The sequence below is a fragment of the Verrucosispora sp. TAA-831 genome, from assembly GCF_050780145.1.
Taxonomy (GTDB): domain Bacteria; phylum Actinomycetota; class Actinomycetes; order Mycobacteriales; family Micromonosporaceae; genus Micromonospora.
The window spans coordinates 3370561-3389579 of sequence record NZ_CP192240.1 but is presented as its reverse complement, the minus strand read 5'-3'; the positions used below and the strand labels follow the sequence as shown (position 1 = coordinate 3389579).

Below are 19019 nucleotides of genomic sequence, written 5' to 3'. Positions count from 1 at the left end.
GGGGTCGTCGACACGACCGCACCGTCCGTGCCCGTAACCCGAACGAACGTTAAGCTGAGCGGGTGGGAGCCAGAAGCTGCCACGGCGTACGACGGCTCACCACCATCCCACGGAGCTCACCACGCTATGACTGTCGACCGGATCCTGCCCACCGAAGAGGCCCACGACCTGCTGGAGCTGGCCACCGAACTCGCCGACCGCGAGCTGGCCCCGAAGGCCGTCGAGTTCGAGCAGCGCGCCGAGTTCCCCCGCGAGCTGCTACGCACCCTGGGCCGGGCGGGTCTGCTCGGTCTGCCCTACCCGGAGGAGTACGGCGGGGCCGCCCAGCCGTACGAGGTCTACCTCCAGGTGCTGGAGATCCTGGCGAGCCGCTGGCTGGCGGTCGCCGAGGCGGTCAGCGTGCACACGCTCTCCTGCCACCCGGTCGCCACGTTCGGCGACGACGCCCAGCGCAAGCTGCTGCCCGACATGATCGGCGGCGAGTTGCTCGGCGCGTACTGCCTCTCCGAACCGCAGGGCGGCTCGGACGCCGCCGCGCTGACCACGAAGGCGGTCCGCGACGGCGACGCGTACGTGGTCACCGGCACCAAGGCGTGGATCACCCACGCCCAGGTGGCCGACTTCTACAACGTCTTCTGCCGTACCGGCGGACCCGGCGCGCGGGGCACCTCCTGCCTGCTGCTCGACCGGTCCACCCCCGGTCTCCACCCGCAGGCCGCCGAGCGCACCATGGGACTGCGGTCGTCACCGGTGGCGCAACTCGCGTTCGATGACGCGCGGGTGTCGGCGGACCGGCTGATCGGTGGCGAGGGCGCCGGCTTCACCATCGCGATGTCCGCCCTGGACTCCGGCCGCCTCGGCATCGCCGCCTGCGCGGTCGGTCTGGCCCAGGCGGCGCTGGACTACGCGGTCGGCTACGCGCGGGAACGTCGCCAGTTCGGCCGCGCCGTCATCGACTTCCAGGGCCTCGGCTTCACCCTCGCCGACCTGGCCACCCAGATCTCCGCCGCGCGGGCGTTGACGCTCGCCGCCGCCCGGCTGCGCGACGCCGGTCGGCCGTACTCGATCGAGGCGGCCAAGGCGAAACTCTTCGCCACCGACATGGCGATGCGGGTGACCACCGACGCGGTGCAGGTGCTCGGCGGCGCCGGATACGTGGCCGACCACCCGGTGGAGCGCTACATGCGGGAGGCCAAGGTGCTCCAGATCGTGGAGGGCACCAACCAGATCCAGCGTCTGGTGATCTCCCGGGCCCTGGCGAAGGAGTGACCGCGCGTGCCCTCCGGTGGTTTCGTCGTCGCGCCGACCGGTCTTTCCCGGTAGGTTGCACGCCGTGGAGGAGATCGACCGGGCCATCGTCGCCGCGCTGACCACCGACGGCCGGCAGTCGTACACGGATCTCGCGGAGAAGGTCGGCCTGTCCGTCTCGGCCGTGCACCAGCGGGTACGCCGGCTGGAGCAGCGCGGTGTGGTCAAGGGCTACACCGCGCGGGTCTCGTTCGAGGCGCTCGACCTGCCGCTGACCGCGTTCGTGGCGATCCGGCCGTTCGACCCGTCGCAGCCCGACGACGCCCCGGAACGGCTCGCGCACCTGCCGGAGATCGACTCGTGCTACTCGGTGGCCGGGGAGGACTTCTATCTGCTGCTGGTCCGGGTGGCCGGTCCGGTCGACCTGGAACGCGTACTCCAGGAGATCCGGACCGCGGCGAACGTCACCACCCGCACGACGGTGGTGCTCTCCACCCCGTACGAGGGGCGTCCGCCGAAGATCAGTGGCGAGCCGCCGACCCGCCCTCGGTCGCGGGCGGCGGGGGAGGCGGCTGGTTCCACCGGAGGATGACCCGTCGGCCGTGCTCGTGGCCGAGCACGCTGATGGTGGCGGTGTCCAGCCGGAGCAGCCCACCGGCCGACGGCGGCAGACCGATCCACCGGGCGCCCAGCACCCGCAGCGAGTGCGCGTGCCCGACGATCGCGACGGAACCCCGGTCGAGCAGCGGATGCACCGTGGCGAGCAGCCGGTCCAGACGTTCGCCGACCTCGCTCGGCGACTCCCCGCCGGGGCACCCGTCGGTCCACACGTTCCAACTGGACCGTTCGTCGTGGATCTCGGCGGTGGTCCGTCCCTCGTACTCGCCGTAGTTCCACTCGGCCAGGTCCTCGTCGGTGCCGGTGACGGTCAGCCCGGCCAGTTGCGCGGTGAGCAGCGCCCGGCGGCGCGGGCTGCTCAGCACCGCGACGAACCGCCGGCCGGCGAGCGCCGGACCGAGCGCGCGGGCCTGCCGCTCGCCGTCGGGCGTCAGCTCCAGATCCGTGTACGACGTGTGCCGGCGGCTCGCGCTCCAGGTGGTCTCGCCGTGCCGGACGAGCAGGATCTCGCTCATGTCCTCAGTCAACCAGGAGTCGGATAGGATCGTGGGCATGTACTCCTGTGCCTTCTCGATGAAGCCCTGGTCCGGCCGCTGACGGCGGCAGGGTTGACCGGCTTCTTCCAGCTCCGCTCTGTCTCGCCGTCCTGGTGTTCCCGCCGGGCGGCCTGATCGCGCTGCCCGGCTCCACGACGAGCCGAAGAGCGCAGAGTGAACAATCTTGAACTGAACCCCACCCAGGACGCGACCCCCGGCCTGCCGGCCGGTGACCGGGCGCATGTCCGGGCCGAGGGCGTACGCGTGGTGCTGGGCGGACGGGTGGTGCTGTCCGACGTCAGCGTGACCGTCTCCGCCCGCTCGCGGCTGGCGGTCGTCGGCGAGAACGGCCGGGGCAAGACGACCCTGCTCCGGGTGCTGATCGGGGAACTCACCCCGGACCAGGGCACGGTGGAACGGACGGGCACGCTCGGCGTGGCCCGGCAGGCGCTGGAGGCGCGCCACGGTGAGACGGTGGGCACCCTGGTCGCCGCCGCGATCCGGGAGTCCCAGGAGGCGGTACGGGCGCTCGACGACGCGGCGACGGGACTGGCCGAGGGGCGTCCCGGCGCGGACACCGCGTACGCCGTCGCGCTGGACGCCGCGACCCGCCTGGACGCCTGGGACGCGGAACGCCGCGTGGACGTGGCACTGGCCGGGCTGGACGCCTGCCCGGACCGGCAGCGCCCGCTGTCGACGTTGTCGGTCGGCCAGCGCTACCGGGTCCGGCTGGCCTGCCTGCTCGGGGCCCGGCACGACCTGCTGGTGCTGGACGAGCCGACCAACCATCTCGACGCCGACAGCCTGGCCTTCCTCACCCTGCGACTGCGTCAGCACGCGGGCGGGGTGGTGCTGGTCAGCCACGACCGGGCCCTGCTCGGTGACGTGGCCGAGGAGTTCCTCGACCTCGACCCCAGCGAGGACGGCCGCCCACGGGTCTTCGCCGGTGGGTACGCCGGCTGGCAGGAGGGCCGTCGCCGCGAGCGGGAACGCTGGCTGCACGACTACGAGGCCCAGCAGGCCGAACACCAGCGGCTGGCCGAGGCGGTGAACGAGGCGCGGCAGCGGCTCAGCACCGGTTGGCGGCCGGAGAAGGGGCACGGTAAGCATCAGCGTCAGTCCCGGGCGCCCGGGGTGGTGCAGGCGTTGCGTCGTCGGCAGGAGGATCTCGACGCCCACCGGCTCACCGTGCCCGAGCCGCCGCTGCGTCTGCGCTGGCCCGAGCTGCGGACCCGGCCCGGGGTGCCGCTGTTGCGCTGCGACGACGTGACGGTGGCCGGGCGGCTGCACCAGCCGGTCACGCTCACCCTGGACGGTGGGGAGCGGCTGCTGGTGACCGGGCCGAACGGGGCCGGCAAGTCGACCCTGCTCGAGGTACTCGCCCAGAACCTGGAACCGTCCACCGGCGCGGTCCGGCACCTGGGGCGGGCCCGCGTCGCGTACCTGGGTCAGGAGGTGCCCGCCTGGCCCCCGGCCGCGCTCGCCCGCGACCTGTACGACCAGCACGTGGGTCGGCTCCAGTCCGCAGGGCGGGTCCGCGAGGGCGACCGGCTGCCGCTGGGCGCGACACACCTGCTGGACCGGGAGGCGCTGCGGACCCCGGTCGGCCGGATGTCGCAGGGGCAGCAGCGGCGGTTGAACCTGGCCCTGCGGCTGGCCGAGCTGCCCGACCTGTTGATCCTCGACGAGCCCACCAACCACCTCTCGGCGTTGCTGGTGGACGAGTTGACCGACGCGTTGCGGGAGACCCCGGCGGCGGTGGTGGTGGCCACCCACGACCGTCAGATGCTCACCGATCTGGCGGACTGGCCGGTCCTGGCGCTACGAGCCGCCGAGGAGTCGCCGTGAGGCGCGCCACCTGCTCTCCACCTGACGGTGCCGTTTACGCCTGGGTGTTGGCGTCTTTCGTGGCCGCCGACTCCTGTCGGGTTCGGCCGCTGTCGAGCTGACGGCACGGACGGCTCAACCGGGCCACCGAGGCGGGCGCGACCAGCGAAAACAACCACACCTAGCTTCCTAGGATGCCCTAGCGGATGTGCACAGCACCACCGCTCCGAGAACAGTTTCAGATCATCGGGTGAGGGGACACGAGCGTGAGGAGCGCAGCGGATCGCTGCGCCGCCGAGGCAGGCAGGGAGGCGACATGAGCTTCACCGACAAGGCGAAGAACAAGGTCGAGGAACTGAGCGGCGCCGCCAAGGAGCGCGTCGGCGACATGACCGACAACGAGCGCATGCGTGCCGAGGGCGCCAGCGAGCAGTCCGAGGCCCGTACCCGTCAGGCCGGTGAGAAGGTCAAGGACGCCGGCCGCGACGCCAAGGACGCCTTCACCAAGAAGTGACCGCACGTACGCCGAAGCGGGCCACCGGATCGTTCCGGTGGCCCGCTTCGCGGCGTGGCACGGGTCGGGGAGGAGGTGCCGCCCGGGCGACGCCGGGTCGGGTCAGTCGTCGCGGTGGGTCTGCCACCACTGGCGACCGGCGTCCGGCAGGGTGTCGATCGGGTCGTAGTACGCGTACCGCTTGTTGAGCGCCTCCAGGTCGGTGGACTCGATGGAGGTGCGGTAGTTCTTCGTCCAGTAGGAGATGCCGCGTTCGCGGTCGTACTCGGTGATCATGTGTACCCAGCGCTTGCCGACGAAGGGCACGTCGCAGACGATCCGGGGGGTGGCGTAGCCGGGCAGGTAGCCCATGATGTCGTGCTGGAGCTGCTGGGCGTGCCAGACCGGGACCCGCCAGTGCTCGGCGTTGGGGATCATGTCGCACATGTAGAAGTAGTACGGCAGGATGCCCGCCTCGCCCTGGAGCGCGAAGCAGAGGTCGAGCAGGTCGGTGGTGCTGGCGTTGACGCCGCGCATCAGCACGCCCTGGTTGCGGACGTCGCGTACGCCGACGTCGAGCGCGGTCTGGGTGGCCTTGGCGACCAGCGGGGTGAGCGACTGGGCGTGGTTGACGTGGGTGTGAATGGCCAGGTTGACGCCCCGTCGGGCGGCGGTGCGGGCGACCCGCTCCAGCCCCTCCACGACGTCGGGCTGCAACCAGTGCTGGGGCAGGCCCATGAGCGCCTTGGTGGCGAGCCGGATGTCGCGGATGGTCTCGATCTCCAGCAGGCGCATCAGGTACGACTCGAGGTTGCGCCACGGGACGTTGGCCACGTCGCCGCCGGAGACCACGACGTCGCGTACGCCGGGGTGGGCTTTGAGGTAGGTGATGTGGGCGTCGTACCGGTCGACGGGTTTGAGGGTGAGTTTCAGTTTGTCGACCGCGGGGGTGGAGTTGCCGACCAGGTCCATGCGGGTGCAGTGCCCGCAGTACTGCGGGCAGGTGGAGAGCAGTTCGGCGAGGACCTTGGTGGGGTAGCGGTGGGTGAGGCCCTCGGCGACCCACATGTCGTGTTCGTGCAGGGAGTCGCGGGTGGCGTACGGGTGGGAGGGCCAGTCGGTGCGGCGGTCCGAGGCGACGGGGATCATGTAACGCCGGATCGGGTCGGCCAGCAGCGTCTCGGTGGTGGGTGGGGCGTCCGGCACCATGGTGTTGATCATTTGGGGTGGTACGAGCATGGACATGGTGGCCAGGGCGCGTTGGTCGGCGTCGAGGTCGGTGTAGAAGCTCTCGTCGACGGTGTCGCCGAGCAGGGCGCGGAGTTGCTTGATGTTCTTGATGCAGTTGACGCGCTGCCACTGGGCGCTCTCCCACTGGTCGCGGGTGACGTGGCGCCAGCCGGGGAAGCGGGTCCAGTCGGGTTCGACGAGGCGGTGGCGACGGTATTCGTAGGGCTGGCCGGTGGGTGCGGTGGTGGGGGCCGGCTCGGGTGTTGCCGGGGTGGTCTGCACCGGCGGTTGGGTCTGGGTCACGGCCCCTCCTGCGGGTGTGCGTCGTCCGACCTGGGTGCAGGTCGGTCCGGGTTCGTCAGCGGACCGAAGGTTACTGGAAAATATTCGGTACAGGAATTATTCTGCCGGAAGTTTTCCCGTCATGCGAGTTGATGTCGGGGCTTCGGGCGGCCGGACAGGAGGTTGGCGTGACGTCACCAGTGGGTCTGCACCGTGTCGTGGAACCGGCGGGGGTGCTGCCGCAGGCGGCCTGGCGGTTGGACGCGCGGTCGGAGATCGGCCCGAACGAGGTGCGGATCTCGGTCGAGCGGCTGAACCTGGACGCGGCGAGTTTCCGTCAGTTGCGCGACAAGCACGGTGGCGACGGTGACGCGGTGCGCGCCGAGGTGCTCGACATCATCGCGACGCGGGGCAAGATGCAGAATCCGGTGACCGGGTCGGGCGGGATGCTGATCGGCACGGTGGCGCAGGCGGGGCGGCGGTCGCCGTTGGGTCTCAAGGCCGGTGAGCGGGTGGCGTCGCTGGTGTCGTTGACGTTGACGCCGTTGGTGGTCACCGACGGGTTGGCGCGGTGGGACGGGCTCAGTGAGCAGGTGCCGTGCGAGGGGTGGGCGATCCTGTTCGCCCGGTCGATCGCGGCGGTGCTGCCGGAGGACCTGGATCCGCAGTTGTCGTTGGCGGTGCTGGACGTGTGTGGGGCACCGGCGTTGACGGAGCGGGTGGTGCGGCGGTACGTGGCGGAGCGGGCGGGGTCCGGGCCGGTCGCGGTGGCGGTGGTCGGTGGTGCGGGCAAGAGCGGTTCGTTGTCGTTGGCGGCGGCGCGGCGGGCGGGTGCCGGTCGTACGGTCGGGGTGGTGCCGACGGTCGCGGAGCGCGACGCGCTGGTGGCGGCGGGCCTGGCCGACGAGGTGGCGGTGGCCGACGCGCGGGATCCGGTGGCGTTGTCGGTGGCGGTGACCTCGGCGTTGGGGGTGCCAGCCGACGTGACGGTGGTCTGCGTGGACGTGCCGGGCTGTGAGCACGGTGCGGTGTTGGCGACCGCGGACGGGGGGACGGTGGTGTTCTTCTCGATGGCGACGAGTTTCGCGGCGGCGGCGTTGGGTGCGGAGGGCCTGGCGGCGGACGTGACGATGCTGGTCGGTAACGGGTATGTGCCGGGGCACGCGGAGTTGGCGTTGGGTCTGCTGCGTGAGGTGCCGGGGGTGCGTGGGCTCTTCGAGGCCCGGTTGGCGGCAGACTGAGGTCATGACGATGAACCCCTCGACGTTGTATCGGGCCGGCGTGTTGCACTGCCCGGCGGATCCGTCTGCGACGGCGCTGTTGGTGCGGGACGGTCGGATCGTCTGGTTGGGTGCCGGGGCGGACGCGCCGGCCGCGGACCGGGTGGTGGATCTGGGTGGGGCGTTGGTGACGCCGGCGTTCGTGGACGCGCACGTGCACGTGAGTGACACGGGGTTGGCGTTGTCGGGGCTGGATCTGTCCGGGGTGCGGTCGGCGGGAGAGTTGTTGGAGGCGGTGTCGGTGTTCGCGGCGGGGTTGCCGGCGGACGCGGTGGTGTTGGGGCACGGGTGGGACGAGTCGACGTGGTCGGTGCCGGTGCCGCCGGGGGCGGCGGAGGTGGGTCGGGCGGCGGAGGTGGGTCGGGCGGCCGGTGGGCGGCGGGTGTATCTGTCGCAGGCGTCGATTCATTCGGCGCTGGTGTCGTCGGCGTTGCTGGCGGCGTGTCCGGAGGCGGTGGCGGCGCCGGGGTTCGACGCGTCGGGGTGGTTGCGGCGGGACGCGCATCACGTGGTGCGGGCGGTGGCGCGGGCGTCGGTGTCGCGGGCGCAGCGGGTGGCGGCCCAGGGGGTGGCGTTGCGGCATGCGGCGTCGTTGGGGATCGCGGCGGTGCACGAGTGCGGTGGGCCGGAGATCTCGGACGAGGAGGACTTCACGGGTCTGTTGGCGCTGTCGGGTGCGGGGGTGCCGGAGGTGTACGGGTACTGGGGTGAGTTGGGTGGTGCGGCGCGGGCGCGGGAGTTGGGTGCGGTGGGTGCGGGTGGGGATCTGTTCGCGGACGGGGCGTTGGGGTCGCGGACGGCGCACGTGTCGGCGGCGTACGTGGACGGGGAGGGGTGTGGTCACGGGTATCTGACGGCGGAGCAGGTTCGTGATCACTTGTTGGACTGTGCGGCGCACGGGATGCAGGGCGGGTTCCATGCGATCGGGGATGCGGCGATCTCGACGGTGTTGGCGGGGTTCGCGGGGGCGGCGGAGAAGCTCGGGACGGAGCGGGTGCGTGCGGCGCGGCACCGGATCGAGCATGCGGAGATCGTGGATCGGCGGTTGATCGCGGGGTTCGTGGAGTTCGGGGTGGTGGCGTCGATGCAGCCGGCGTTCGACCGGTTGTGGGGTGGTGCGGGTCGGATGTACGAGGCGCGGTTGGGGTTGGCGCGGTCGTTGGCGTCGAATCCGATGGGGGCGATGCACGGGGTGGGGGTGTCGTTGGCGTTCGGGTCGGATTCGCCGGTGACGCCGTTGGATCCGTGGGGTTCGGTGCGGGCGGCGGTGGCGCATCACAACCCGGTGCAGCGGATGAGTGTGCGGGCGGCGTTCGCGGCGCATACGCGGGGTGGTTGGCGGGCGGTGCATCGGGACAGCGAGGGGGTGTTGGCGTTGGGGGCGCCGGCGACGTTCGCGGTGTGGTCGTCGCCGGCGGGGGTGGCGCGGGGGTTGCCGGTGTTGGAGGCCGAGGATCCGCAGGTGCGGGGGGTGCAGGATCCGACGCCGTTGCCGGTGTGCCGGGCGACGGTGTTGCGCGGTGAGGTGATCTACGAGGAAGGGTCGTCGTGACGCAGGTGAGTGGGTTCTCGGGCGGGAAGCTGGATCTGGATCCGGTGGTGGTGGCGCGGGCGCGGGAGTTGGCGCGGCGGGTCGGGCAGCCGGTGGTGGAGTTGGCGCGGGGGCACACCACGGTGTCGGTGGAGCGTGCGGTGTTGCGGTTGGCCGGGGTGGCGGGGGCCGATCCGGACGGTATCCCGTGGGTGAACCGGTTGGTGGACGCGGTGGTGGCGGATGTGGGGTTGGGGCACGGGGTGGCGGCGCCGGTGTTCGAGGCGTTGGCGCGTGAGGAGATCTCGGATGTGACGTTGCTGGCGCAGAAGGCGGCGGCGGGGTCGGTGCGGTTCGTGGTGCCGTCGGGGAGGTCGGCGACGGTGGCGCGGCGGGCGGCGCGGCGGGCGGTGGCGGCGGGGGTGCGGCGGATCGATCGGCGGCGGGCGGAGCGGGATCGGTTGGTGCGGCGGTTCGGGGATCCGGTGCGGCGGCCGTGGGTGTATCTGATCGTGGCGACGGGGGACATCTACGAGGACATTCCGCAGGCGCAGGCGGCGGCGCGGGCGGGTGCGGACGTGATCGCGGTGATCCGGTCGACGGGTCAGTCGTTGTTGGACTACGTGCCGGAGGGGGCGACCCGGGAGGGGTTCGCGGGGACGTACGCGACGCAGGAGAACTTCCGGTTGATGCGGGCGGCGTTGGACGAGTCGTCGCGGGAGTTGGGCCGGTATGTGCGGTTGACGAATTACGCGTCGGGGTTGTGCATGCCGGAGATGGCGACGCTCGCGGGCCTGGAGCGGCTGGACATGATGCTCAACGATTCGATGTACGGGATTCTGTTCCGGGACATCAATCCGATCCGGACGTTCGTGGACCAGCGGTTCTCGCGGCAGGTGCACGCGCGGGCGGGGATCGTCATCAACACCGGTGAGGACAACTATCTGACCACTGCGGACGCGGTGGACGAGGCGCACACGGTGACGGTGTCGCAGTTGTTGAACGAGTACTTCGCGCACGAGGCGGGGTTGGCGGACTGGCAGTTGGGGTTGGGGCACGCGTTCGAGATCAATCCGGAGGTGCCGGAGTCGTTCCGGTTGGAGTTGGCGCACGCGTTGTTGGCGCGGGAGTTGTTCCCGGATGCGCCGTTGAAGTGGATGCCGCCGACGAAGCACATGACCGGTGACGTGTTCCGGGGCAATCTGCTGGACGGGTTCTTCAATCTGGTGGGTGCCATGACGGGGCAGGGGATCCTGCTGGTGGGGATGATGACGGAGGCGGTGGTGACGCCGTGGTTGTCGGATCGGGACATCGCCCTGCAGAACGTGCGGTACGTGTTGGGTGCCGCCGGTGGGTTGCACGAGGACTTCGTGCCGGCGCCGGGTGGGTTCATCCAGCAGCGGGCGCACCGTGTGCTGGGTGAGGCGGTGGAGTTGTTGGAGCGCATCGGTGAGCGGTCGTTGTTGACGGCGATCGCCGAGGGCACGTTCGGGATCATGAAGCGACCGGCGGATCGGGGCAAGGGGTTGGACGGGGTGGCGGCGCACGAGGCCGACTACTACAACCCGGCGACGGAGATCCTGGAGGCGGTGGCGTGAGCGCGTCGCAGGGTCCGGTGGTGCGGCCGTACGGGGACACCACCGGTGACGGCATGGTGCAGGTGTCGTTCACGTTGCCGGTGCCGCACGACAAGCGGGCCGAGGGTGCGGCGATCCAGTTGGCGAACCGGATGGGGATGGATCCGGCGTTGTTGGTGCACGCGAAGCAGATGGGTGACGGGTTCACGTTCTTCGTGGTGTACGGGCGGGTGAATCATCTGGTGGACCTGTCGGCGGTGCAGGTGGTGGAGCGGGACTTTCCGCTGCTGTCGGCCAAGGAGGTCAACGCGGTGGTGAAGCGGCGGTTGCGGCGCAAGTTGTCGGTGGTGGGGGCGTGTATCGGCACGGATGCGCACACGGTGGGCATCGACGCGATCCTGAACGTGAAGGGGATCGCGGGGGAGAAGGGTCTGGAGTACTACCGGGAGTTGTCGGTGACGAACCTGGGTGCGCAGGTGAGTGTGCCGGAGTTGGTGGAGGCGGCGCGGGCGGCGCGGGCGGATGCGGTGTTGGTGTCGCAGGTGGTGACGCAGCGGGACGCGCATCTGCACAACACGCGGGAGATGTCGGCGGCGTTCCGGGAGGCGTTGCCGGCGGGACGGCGGCCGTTGTTGATCGTGGGTGGGCCGCGGTTCGACGAGTCGCAGGCGACCGAGTTGGGGGTGGATCGGATCTTCGGTCGGGGCACCACGCCGGGTGAGGTGGCGTCGTATCTGGTGCACGCGTTGGTGACGGGTCGGAAGGTGGGGGCGGCATGACGGATCCTCGGGTGGGGTTGACGGTGACGCATCGGCGGTATGTGCCGTACGCGCATGCGCATTACGCGGGGAACCTGGTCGACGGGGCGTACGCGTTGGGATTGTTCGGTGACGTGGCCACGGAGGTGTGCATCCGTACGGATGGGGACGAGGGGTTGTTCGCGTCGTACTCGGATGTGCAGTTCCGGGCGCCGATGCGGGCCGGTGACGTGCTGGAGGTGGTGGCGACGGTGACGCGGGTGGGTTCCCGCAGCCGGACGTTGGACTTCGAGGCGCGGGTGGTGTGTCGGGGGCGGCCGGATCGGGGTGGGTCGGCGGCGGAGGTGTTGGAGGTGCCGGTGGTGGCGGTGTCGGCGACCGGCACGGTGGTCGTGCCCGCGCCGGTATGAGTGTCGCGGTCTGCGCCGACGTCGGGTCGACGTTCACGAAGGTGGCGGTGGTCGACCTGGCCGGTGGTGGGTTGGTGGCGGCGGCGTCGGTGCCGACGACGGTGGGTACGGACGTGCTGCACGGTCTGGACGCGGCGGTGGCGGCGACCGGGGTGGGTGGTCGGGACGTGCCGTGGTTCGTGTGTTCGTCGGCCGGTGGTGGGCTGCGGTTGGCGGTGGTGGGGTACGAGCCGTTGGTGACGGCGCAGGCGGGTCGGCGGGTGGGGTTGTCGGCGGGGGCCGACGTGGTGCATGTGGCCGCCGGCCGGTTGGGGCGGGCGGAGCTGGCCGGGTTGCGGGCGGCGCGTCCGGACGTGGTGTTGCTGGTGGGTGGCACCGACGGTGGGGACGCCGAGACGCTGACCCACAACGCGACGCGGTTGGCGCGGGCGCGGTGGCGGGTGCCGGTGGTGTTGGCCGGCAACGTCGACGTGCGCGCGGAGTTGGCGGCGGTGTTGGCCGGTGCGGGGGTGCCGGTGACGGTGGCCGACAACGTGTTGCCGCGCATCGGGGTGTTGGCGCCGTTGTCGGCGCGGGCGGCGATCCGGCAGGTGTTCCTGCGGCATGTGATCGGCGGTAAGCGTCTGTCGCGGGGGACGCGGTTCGGGCGGCTGGTGCGGGCGGCGACGCCGGACGCGGTGCTGACCGGGGTGGAGGTGTTGGCGGACGCGGTCGGTGGCGATCTGGTGGTGGTGGACGTGGGGGGCGCCACCACGGACGTGTATTCGGTGTTGACTCCGGACGAGCGGGCCGACGGGCCGGGTCGGGAGGTGGCCGGGGCGTTGTGGCGGGCGCGGACGGTGGAGGGGGATCTGGGGATGCGGTGGAGCGCGCCGGGGGTGGTGCGGGCGGCCGTGGAGGAGCGGCTGGTCGGTGACGGCGAGCGGGAGGCGTTGGCGGCCGAGGCGGCGGTGCGGGCCGCGGATCCGGGTTTCCTGCCGTCGGATGCGGCGGGGCGGGCGTCGGACGGCCGGTTGGCGGCGTTGGCGGCGACGGTGGCGGTGCGGCGGCACGCCCGGGGTGTGGGCACCGGTGAGCGGGCCGGTCGGGATCTGCGGGACGTGCGGCTGCTGGTGGGCTCGGGTGGGGTGTTGCGGCATGCCCGCGACGGTGAGGTGTCGCCGGTGTGGCGGGCGGTGTTGGGTGATCACGCGGGTGGGTGGGCGGTGCCGAGGGCGGCGCGGGCGATGGTGGACGTCGACTACGTGTTGGCGGCGGCGGGGTTGTTGGCGGCGGAGCATCCGGGGGCGGCGCGGGCGTTGCTGGGGCCGCTGGTGTCGGCGTGACCGGTGTCGGGTCGGTCGCGGACGGTGACGGTGAGCGCGACACGCCGTGCCGGTGTGGCGACTCGTCGGGGGTGGGTTGACAAGGTCGGGGGTGCGCCACGTACCGTCTTTGAGTCCTACCACGGGAAGCGGCTGTTGTTCGCTTCGTCCCTTCGTCCGCTGGCCGAGCGACGGTTGTCGCGGCGGCCAGGTCCAGCGGGCGGGGGTCGGCGGGGCGGCGCGAACCGGCCGCGGTTACCGGTGTACGGGCAGGGTGGGGTGCACGGCCAGTAGACAACGGCCCGACGGGGACAGCCAGTCACCGTCTGGTCGGTCCGAAGGTCGGCGTGCCTCATTCCCGCCGCACCGGCTGGGAAGGGCCTGGGAGCATCGGGGCGCGGCGTATGCCGCGCCCCGATTTCGTGTGGTCAGTCGGTGGCGGGTCGGGCCCGTACGTGCAGGCGTTCGCCTTGGGGGCCGTACAGGTTGAGGACTTCGGCGGGGGTCGGGTCGGGGTTGGCGACGGAGTGCGGCACGCGGGTGTCGAACTCGGCGACCTCGCCGGGGTGCAGGATCATCTCGTTGTCGCCCAGGCGCAGCCGGATGCGGCCGGAGAGCACGTACAGCCATTCGTAGCCCTCGTGGGAGGCCGGTTGCGGGTCGGCGGGGGTGTGTGGCGGCAGGATCTGCTTGAACGCCTGGACGCCGCCGGGGCGGCGGGTCAGCGGCAGGAACGTCATGCCGTGGCGGACGATCGGTCGGGGGCGGACCCGGGGGTCGCCGACGGCGGGCGCGCCGACGAGTTCGTCCAGGGGCACCTGGTGGGCGCGGGCCAGTGGCAGGAGTAGTTCCAGGGTGGGGCGGCGGTGGCCGGATTCGAGTCGGGACAGGGTGCTGACGGAGATGCCGGTGGTGTCGGCGAGTTCACTCAGGGTGGTGCCGCGTCGTTTGCGTAGGGCGCGGAGCCGGGGGCCGACCTCCGCGAGCACCGTCGCTTCGTCGTTTGCCATAGCGGCAACATTACTTGTCGTTTCGGCGGGCGGGGTGCAGCGTGGAGCCGCACAGGTCACGAGGGGGTACGCATGGACGACGGATACGACGTGGTGGTGGTCGGCGGCGGCGCGGCCGGGCTGGCCGGGGCGTTGGCCCTGGCGCGGGCGCGCCGCTCGGTGCTGGTGGTGGACGCGGGAGCGCCCCGCAACGCGCCCGCCGACCGGGTGCACAACTATCTGGGTCGGGAGGGCTCGCCGCCGACGGAGTTGACGGCGACCGGCCGTGCCGAGGTCACCGGGCACGGCGGGCACGTGGTGGACGGGCGGGTCGAGGCGGTGACCCGCGACGGGGACGCCTTCGTCGTGACCGTCGACGGCGACCGGCGGGTCCGGGCACGGCGGCTGCTGGTCACCACCGGCCTGGTCGACGAGCTGCCGCCGGTGCCGGGGTTGGCGCAGCGGTGGGGCCGGGACGTGCTGCACTGCCCGTACTGCCACGGGTGGGAGGTGCGGGACCGGCGCGTCGGGGTGTTGGCGACCGGGCCCCTCGCGGTGCACCAGGCGCTGTTGTGGCGGCAGTGGAGCCCGCACGTGCTGCTGCTGACGCACCAGGGGCCGACGCCGGACGCCGAGCAGGCCGAGCGGTTGGCGGCCCGCGAGGTCGGGGTGGTGCCGGGCGAGGTGACGGCGGTGACGGTGGCCGAGGACCGGCTCACCGGCGTACGGCTCGCCTCCGGGGAGGTCGTGGCGCTCGACGCGCTGGTGGTGGCGACGGGCATGACCGCCCGGTCGGCGCTGCTGGAGTCGCTCGGGCTGGTCCCGGAGGACGTGGAGATGTCCGGGCACGTGATCGGCCGGCGCATCGCGGCCGACGCGACCGGCGCCACCACGGTGCCCGGGGTGTGGGTGGCCGGCAACGTCACCGACGTGTCGGCGCAGGTGATCCGGGCCGCCGGGGCGGGCCTGACGGCCGGGGCGGCGATCAACGCCGACCTGGTCGAGGAGGACACCCGCCTCGCGGTGGCCGCGCGTCGGCGGCAACGGGAGGAGATGTTCACCGAGGCGGCCTGGGAGGAGCGGTACCGGTCGCGGGCGTCGATGTGGAGCGGCCGACCCAACGCGCAGCTCGTCGCCGAGGTGGCGGGCACCGCGCCGGGCCGGGCGTTGGACGTGGGCAGCGGTGAGGGCGCCGACGCGGTGTGGCTGGCCGAACAGGGGTGGCAGGTCACCGGCGTGGACATCTCCGCCACCGCCCTGGAGCGGGCCGCCGCGCACGCCCGCGACGCCGGTGCGCAGGTCGCCGCGCGCATCGAGTTCACGCACGCGGACCTGCTGAGCTGGTCGCCGCCGCCGGGCGCGTACGACCTGGTGTCGGCGCAGTTCATGCAGCTTCCGCCGGACGCGCGGCGGGAGATGTTCGCGCGGCTGGCCGAGGCGGTGGCCCCGGGCGGGCGGCTGCTGATCGTCGGGCACGACCCCGGTGACACGCACGTCGGTGGTCACCGCGCCCGCTACCCGGAGATGATGTTCACCGCCGAGCAGGTCGCCGCGGACCTGGACCCGCAGCGGTTCGAGGTGCTGGTGACGCAGAGCCGCCCCCGGACGGCGGTGCACGACGGTCGGGAGACGGTCGTCCGCGACGCCGTGCTGGTGGCCCGCCGCCGCTGAGACACCCCACGTGGCCGCCGCAGGGGCGGCAGCGCGGGACGCGGTCACCGGCGGCGACGAGGCCGGTGACCGCGTCGGCGTCGGGGTCCGCCGGGCGGGTAGCCTTCGGCGCGTGACCCCGCCTGACGCCCCCGTGACGACCGCGGACCGCGCCGACACCGTCCGGCCCACCGCCTGCCGGTCGGCCGGTACGCCCCGGCCGCTGCCCCTGCCGGTGGCGGTGGGGATGGCGGTGGCCGCCGGGTTGGCGCTGCTGGTGGCGTTCCCGCCGTACGGGTGGTGGCCGCTGGCGCCGGTCGGGGTGGCGCTGCTGGCCGCCGCGACGCACCGGCGGCGACTGCGGGCCGGGGCGGGTCTGGGTTTCCTGACCGGGCTGGCGCTGTTCGCGCCGCTGCTGTCCTGGACGAACCTGCACACCGGCTACCTGCCGTGGGTGCTGCTGTCGCTGTTGCAGGCCGGTTACCTGGCGCTGCTGGGTCTGGGCACCGCGTGGGTGTCGCCGCTGGCCGACCGGTATCCGGCGGGGTGGCCGGCGCTGACCGGTGTGCTGTGGGTGGGGCAGGAGGCGCTGCGGGACCGCACCCCGTTCGGGGGGTTCCCGTGGGGGCGGCTGGCGTTCGGTCAGGACGGCTCCCCGCTGCTGGGGTTGGCGGCCGTCGGCGGTGCCCCGCTGGTGACGTTCGCGGTCGCCACGGCCGGTGGACTGCTGGTGACCGGCGTGTGGTGGACGCAGCGGGCCCGGCGGGCCGCCGGTGCCCGCTGGTGGACCCCGGCCGCCGGATGCGCGGCGGCGCTGGTGCTGCTGGTCGGCGGGGGGCTGCTGGTGCCGGTGAGCACCACGGCCACCGGTGACACGGTGACCGTGGCGATCGTGCAGGGCAACGTGCCCCGTCTCGGGTTGGACTTCAACGCCCAACGGCAGGCGGTGCTGAACAACCACGTGAACGCCACTATCGCCCTGGCCGGTGAGGTGGCCGCCGGCACCCGGGCCCGCCCGGACCTGGTGGTGTGGCCGGAGAACTCCAGCGACATCGACCCGCTGCGCAACCCGTCGGCCAACATCCGCATCTCCGAGGCCGCCGACGCGATCGGCGTACCGATCCTGGTCGGTGCGGTGCTGACCGGCCCCGAGCAGGGGCAGGTGCGCAACGCGGGCCTGCTGTGGCGGCCGGGCAGCGGCCCCGACCTGGAGCAGCTCTACGTCAAGCGGCATCCGGTGCCGTTCGCCGAGTATGTGCCGTTGCGGCGTATCGCCCGGATGGTCAGCGACCAGGTCGACCGGGTCCGGGCCGACTTCGTGGCCGGTACCGAACCGGGGGTGGTGCGGACCCCGGCGGCGGTGCTCGGCGACGTGATCTGTTTCGAGGTGGCCTACGACGGGCTGGTGCGCGACACCGTGGTCGGTGGGGCGCAGGTGCTGGTGGTGCAGACCAACAACGCCACCTTCGACGTGGCAGAGGCGCGCCAGCAGTTGGCGATGGTCCGGTTGCGGGCCGTCGAGCACGGTCGGCCCGCGTTGATGGCCTCCACGGTCGGGGTGTCCGGGTTCGTTTCCCCGGACGGGCGGGTAAGCGACGCCACCGGGTTCAACACCCAGGCGGTCGTGGTGCGTGAGCTGCGGCTGACCGAGGGGCGCACCCTCGCCACCCGGGTCGGGGTGCTGCCCGAGGTGGTGCTGGCCGGGCTGTCCGTGGCCGCGTTGGTCGGGGCGGCCCTGGTGCGGCGCCGGTGGGGCGGCCGAGCCGGATAGGCGGCGGCTGCCCGGAGAGGGGCAGCGGTGATGCGCAGGACCGACATCCGTCCGGCTGCGACCGGGGTGCCCGGTGTGGGTCGGGTGCTGGTGGTCATCCCGACCTACAACGAGGCCGACAACGTCGGCGCGATCGTGCGGCGGGTGCGGGCCGCCGCGCCGCAGGTGGAGATCCTCGTCGCCGACGACAACAGTCCCGACGGCACCGGCCGCATCGCCGACGGGCTGGCGCGCGGCGACACCCACGTGCACGTGCTGCACCGGGAGGGCAAGCAGGGACTCGGTGCGGCGTACCTGGCCGGGTTCGCGTGGGCGCGCCAACGCGGCTACGACGCGGTGGTGGAGATGGACGCCGACGGCTCGCACGCCCCGGAGGACCTGCCGGCGCTGCTGAACGCCGCCCGGCACGCCGACGTGGTGATCGGGTCGCGGTGGACGCGGGGCGCCCGGGTGCTGAACTGGCCGCTGCGGCGGCTGCTGCTGTCGCGGTGCGGCAACCTGTACGCGCGGCTGGCGCTGGGTATGCCGGTGGCCGATGCCACCGGCGGCTACCGGGTGTACCGGGCCGGTGTGCTCGACACGGTGGACCTGGAGTCGGTGTGCTCGCAGGGGTACTCGTTCCAGGTGGAGCTGTCCCGGTTGGCGCACCGGGCGGGGGCGCGGATCGTGGAGGTGCCGATCACGTTCGCCGAGCGGGAACGCGGCGACAGCAAGATGAGCCCGCTGATCGTGGCCGAGGCGCTGTGGCGCATCACCGGCTGGGCGGTACGCGACCGGCGTAGCGCGGTGCGGCAGGGTTGGCAGGCGGCGACGGTGGGGCGGGCCCGCTGGCCGTGAGCCGGAGCGTGTCATGCTGGACGGACGGGACGGCTGCGCCCCGCCGGGCGCGCCGTCCGACGACGAGCGCCGTGAGGCGGATGGGGTGAGATGCGCCGGACAGTGAAGTTCGTACCGTTGGCCCTGCTGGTGTCCCTGGCAGCGGAACTGGCCGTGTTCGTGGTGGTGGGCCGGGCGATCGGCTTCGGCGCGGCGACGCTGCTGGTGTTCGCGGCCTCGCTGCTGGGACTGGTCCTGCTACGCCGCGAGGGGATCCGGGCCTGGCGGGGCTTCCGGGACGCGGCGCAGTCCGGTCGGCCGCCCGGTGGTCAGGTCACCGACGGGCTGATCGGGCTGCTCGGTGCGCTGCTGCTGGCCACGCCGGGGCTGGTCAGCGGCGTGGTGGGGTTGGTGCTGCTGGTGCCGCCGGTGCGCCGGCTGGCCCGTGGCGGCATCCAACGGTCCGCCGAGCGGCGGGTGTCGTCGATGACCGCCGGTGACCTGTTCGGGCCGCGCCGGGTGCACGTGTACCGGGGTGCGCCGCAGCAGCCGGCCGGTGAGCAGCCCGCCCCCGCCCCGCAGACCCCGCCGCAGCAGCAGCCGGTCGTCGACGACGGGCGCGCCATCGAGGGCGAGATCGTGGAGCCGCGCTGAACGCGACACCGCGCACGACGACGCCCCGGGAGATGATCTCCCGGG

The 19019-nt window shown here is 72.6% G+C and carries 17 protein-coding genes; 14 read left to right on the top strand and 3 right to left on the bottom strand.

Annotated features, from left to right (window positions below; genetic code table 11):
- The first annotated feature begins 126 nt into the window (after window positions 1–126).
- Window positions 127–1269: an acyl-CoA dehydrogenase family protein gene (locus tag ACQVFL_RS15360; RefSeq protein ID WP_431729695.1), complete on the top strand. Its 1143-nt coding sequence runs from the start codon at window positions 127–129 to the stop codon at window positions 1267–1269.
- Window positions 1270–1333: 64 nt separating this feature from the next.
- On the top strand, window positions 1334–1840 hold the full coding sequence (locus ACQVFL_RS15355; protein ID WP_431729694.1) for an Lrp/AsnC family transcriptional regulator: 507 nt from the start codon (window positions 1334–1336) through the stop codon (window positions 1838–1840).
- Here ACQVFL_RS15355 and ACQVFL_RS15350 read toward each other — a convergent pair.
- The gene (locus ACQVFL_RS15350; protein ID WP_396695534.1) at window positions 1770–2381 is read right to left on the bottom strand and encodes a histidine phosphatase family protein; all 612 of its coding nucleotides are present in this window, start codon (window positions 2379–2381) and stop codon (window positions 1770–1772) included. The genes ACQVFL_RS15355 and ACQVFL_RS15350 overlap by 71 nt on opposite strands.
- Window positions 2382–2576: 195 nt before the next feature.
- Between ACQVFL_RS15350 and ACQVFL_RS15345 the strand changes: the two genes are divergently transcribed.
- Entirely contained in the window at window positions 2577–4250 is a 1674-nt protein-coding gene (locus ACQVFL_RS15345) for an ABC-F family ATP-binding cassette domain-containing protein (protein ID WP_431729693.1), read from the top strand.
- Between the two features lie 295 nt (window positions 4251–4545).
- On the top strand, window positions 4546–4743 hold the full coding sequence (locus tag ACQVFL_RS15340; protein ID WP_396695530.1) for a CsbD family protein: 198 nt from the start codon (window positions 4546–4548) through the stop codon (window positions 4741–4743).
- A 102-nt stretch (window positions 4744–4845) separates the two neighbouring features.
- Here ACQVFL_RS15340 and ACQVFL_RS15335 read toward each other — a convergent pair whose 3' ends face one another.
- Window positions 4846–6255 (bottom strand): KamA family radical SAM protein, encoded by a 1410-nt coding sequence (locus ACQVFL_RS15335; RefSeq protein WP_396695528.1) that lies wholly within the window; start codon window positions 6253–6255, stop codon window positions 4846–4848.
- Window positions 6256–6386: 131 nt separating this feature from the next.
- Here ACQVFL_RS15335 and ACQVFL_RS15330 point away from each other — a divergent pair, with 131 nt between their 5' ends.
- From ACQVFL_RS15330 to ACQVFL_RS15305, 6 genes are read left to right on the top strand one after another with little or no spacing between them, the layout of a single operon-like run.
- The gene (locus tag ACQVFL_RS15330; protein ID WP_431729692.1) at window positions 6387–7475 is read left to right on the top strand and encodes a zinc-binding alcohol dehydrogenase; all 1089 of its coding nucleotides are present in this window, start codon (window positions 6387–6389) and stop codon (window positions 7473–7475) included.
- Window positions 7476–7485: 10 nt separating this feature from the next.
- The gene (locus ACQVFL_RS15325; RefSeq protein ID WP_431729836.1) at window positions 7486–9066 is read left to right on the top strand and encodes an amidohydrolase; all 1581 of its coding nucleotides are present in this window, start codon (window positions 7486–7488) and stop codon (window positions 9064–9066) included.
- Window positions 9067–9071: 5 nt separating this feature from the next.
- The gene (locus ACQVFL_RS15320; RefSeq protein ID WP_431729835.1) at window positions 9072–10643 is read left to right on the top strand and encodes a lysine 5,6-aminomutase subunit alpha; all 1572 of its coding nucleotides are present in this window, start codon (window positions 9072–9074) and stop codon (window positions 10641–10643) included.
- Entirely contained in the window at window positions 10640–11401 is a 762-nt protein-coding gene (locus ACQVFL_RS15315) for an OAM dimerization domain-containing protein (RefSeq protein WP_431729691.1), read from the top strand. The genes ACQVFL_RS15320 and ACQVFL_RS15315 overlap by 4 nt, the downstream gene beginning before the upstream one ends.
- Entirely contained in the window at window positions 11398–11790 is a 393-nt protein-coding gene (locus tag ACQVFL_RS15310; protein WP_431729690.1) for a hotdog domain-containing protein, read from the top strand. Before ACQVFL_RS15315 ends, ACQVFL_RS15310 begins: the two co-directional genes overlap by 4 nt.
- Window positions 11787–13115 (top strand): glutamate mutase L, encoded by a 1329-nt coding sequence (locus ACQVFL_RS15305; RefSeq protein ID WP_431729689.1) that lies wholly within the window; start codon window positions 11787–11789, stop codon window positions 13113–13115. Before ACQVFL_RS15310 ends, ACQVFL_RS15305 begins: the two co-directional genes overlap by 4 nt.
- A gap of 407 nt (window positions 13116–13522) precedes the next feature.
- On the opposite strand, the gene ACQVFL_RS15300 is transcribed toward ACQVFL_RS15305, so the two are convergent.
- Complete coding sequence (locus tag ACQVFL_RS15300) at window positions 13523–14104, bottom strand: helix-turn-helix domain-containing protein (RefSeq protein WP_431729688.1); 582 nt, start codon at window positions 14102–14104, stop codon at window positions 13523–13525.
- Window positions 14105–14176: 72 nt separating this feature from the next.
- Here ACQVFL_RS15300 and ACQVFL_RS15295 point away from each other — a divergent pair, with 72 nt between their 5' ends.
- The 4 genes from ACQVFL_RS15295 to ACQVFL_RS15280 all read left to right on the top strand — a co-directional run bounded on the left by ACQVFL_RS15295 (window position 14177) and on the right by ACQVFL_RS15280 (window position 18974).
- The gene (locus ACQVFL_RS15295) at window positions 14177–15754 is read left to right on the top strand and encodes an FAD-dependent oxidoreductase (protein WP_431729687.1); all 1578 of its coding nucleotides are present in this window, start codon (window positions 14177–14179) and stop codon (window positions 15752–15754) included.
- Window positions 15755–15887: 133 nt separating this feature from the next.
- Complete coding sequence (gene lnt, locus ACQVFL_RS15290; protein WP_431729834.1) at window positions 15888–17504, top strand: apolipoprotein N-acyltransferase; 1617 nt, start codon at window positions 15888–15890, stop codon at window positions 17502–17504.
- Window positions 17505–17534: 30 nt separating this feature from the next.
- On the top strand, window positions 17535–18341 hold the full coding sequence (locus ACQVFL_RS15285) for a polyprenol monophosphomannose synthase (protein WP_431729686.1): 807 nt from the start codon (window positions 17535–17537) through the stop codon (window positions 18339–18341).
- 90 nt (window positions 18342–18431) lie between these two features.
- Window positions 18432–18974, top strand: a complete 543-nt coding sequence (locus ACQVFL_RS15280; RefSeq protein WP_431729685.1) for an FxsA family protein — start codon at window positions 18432–18434, stop codon at window positions 18972–18974.
- Window positions 18975–19019: the final 45 nt, after the last annotated feature.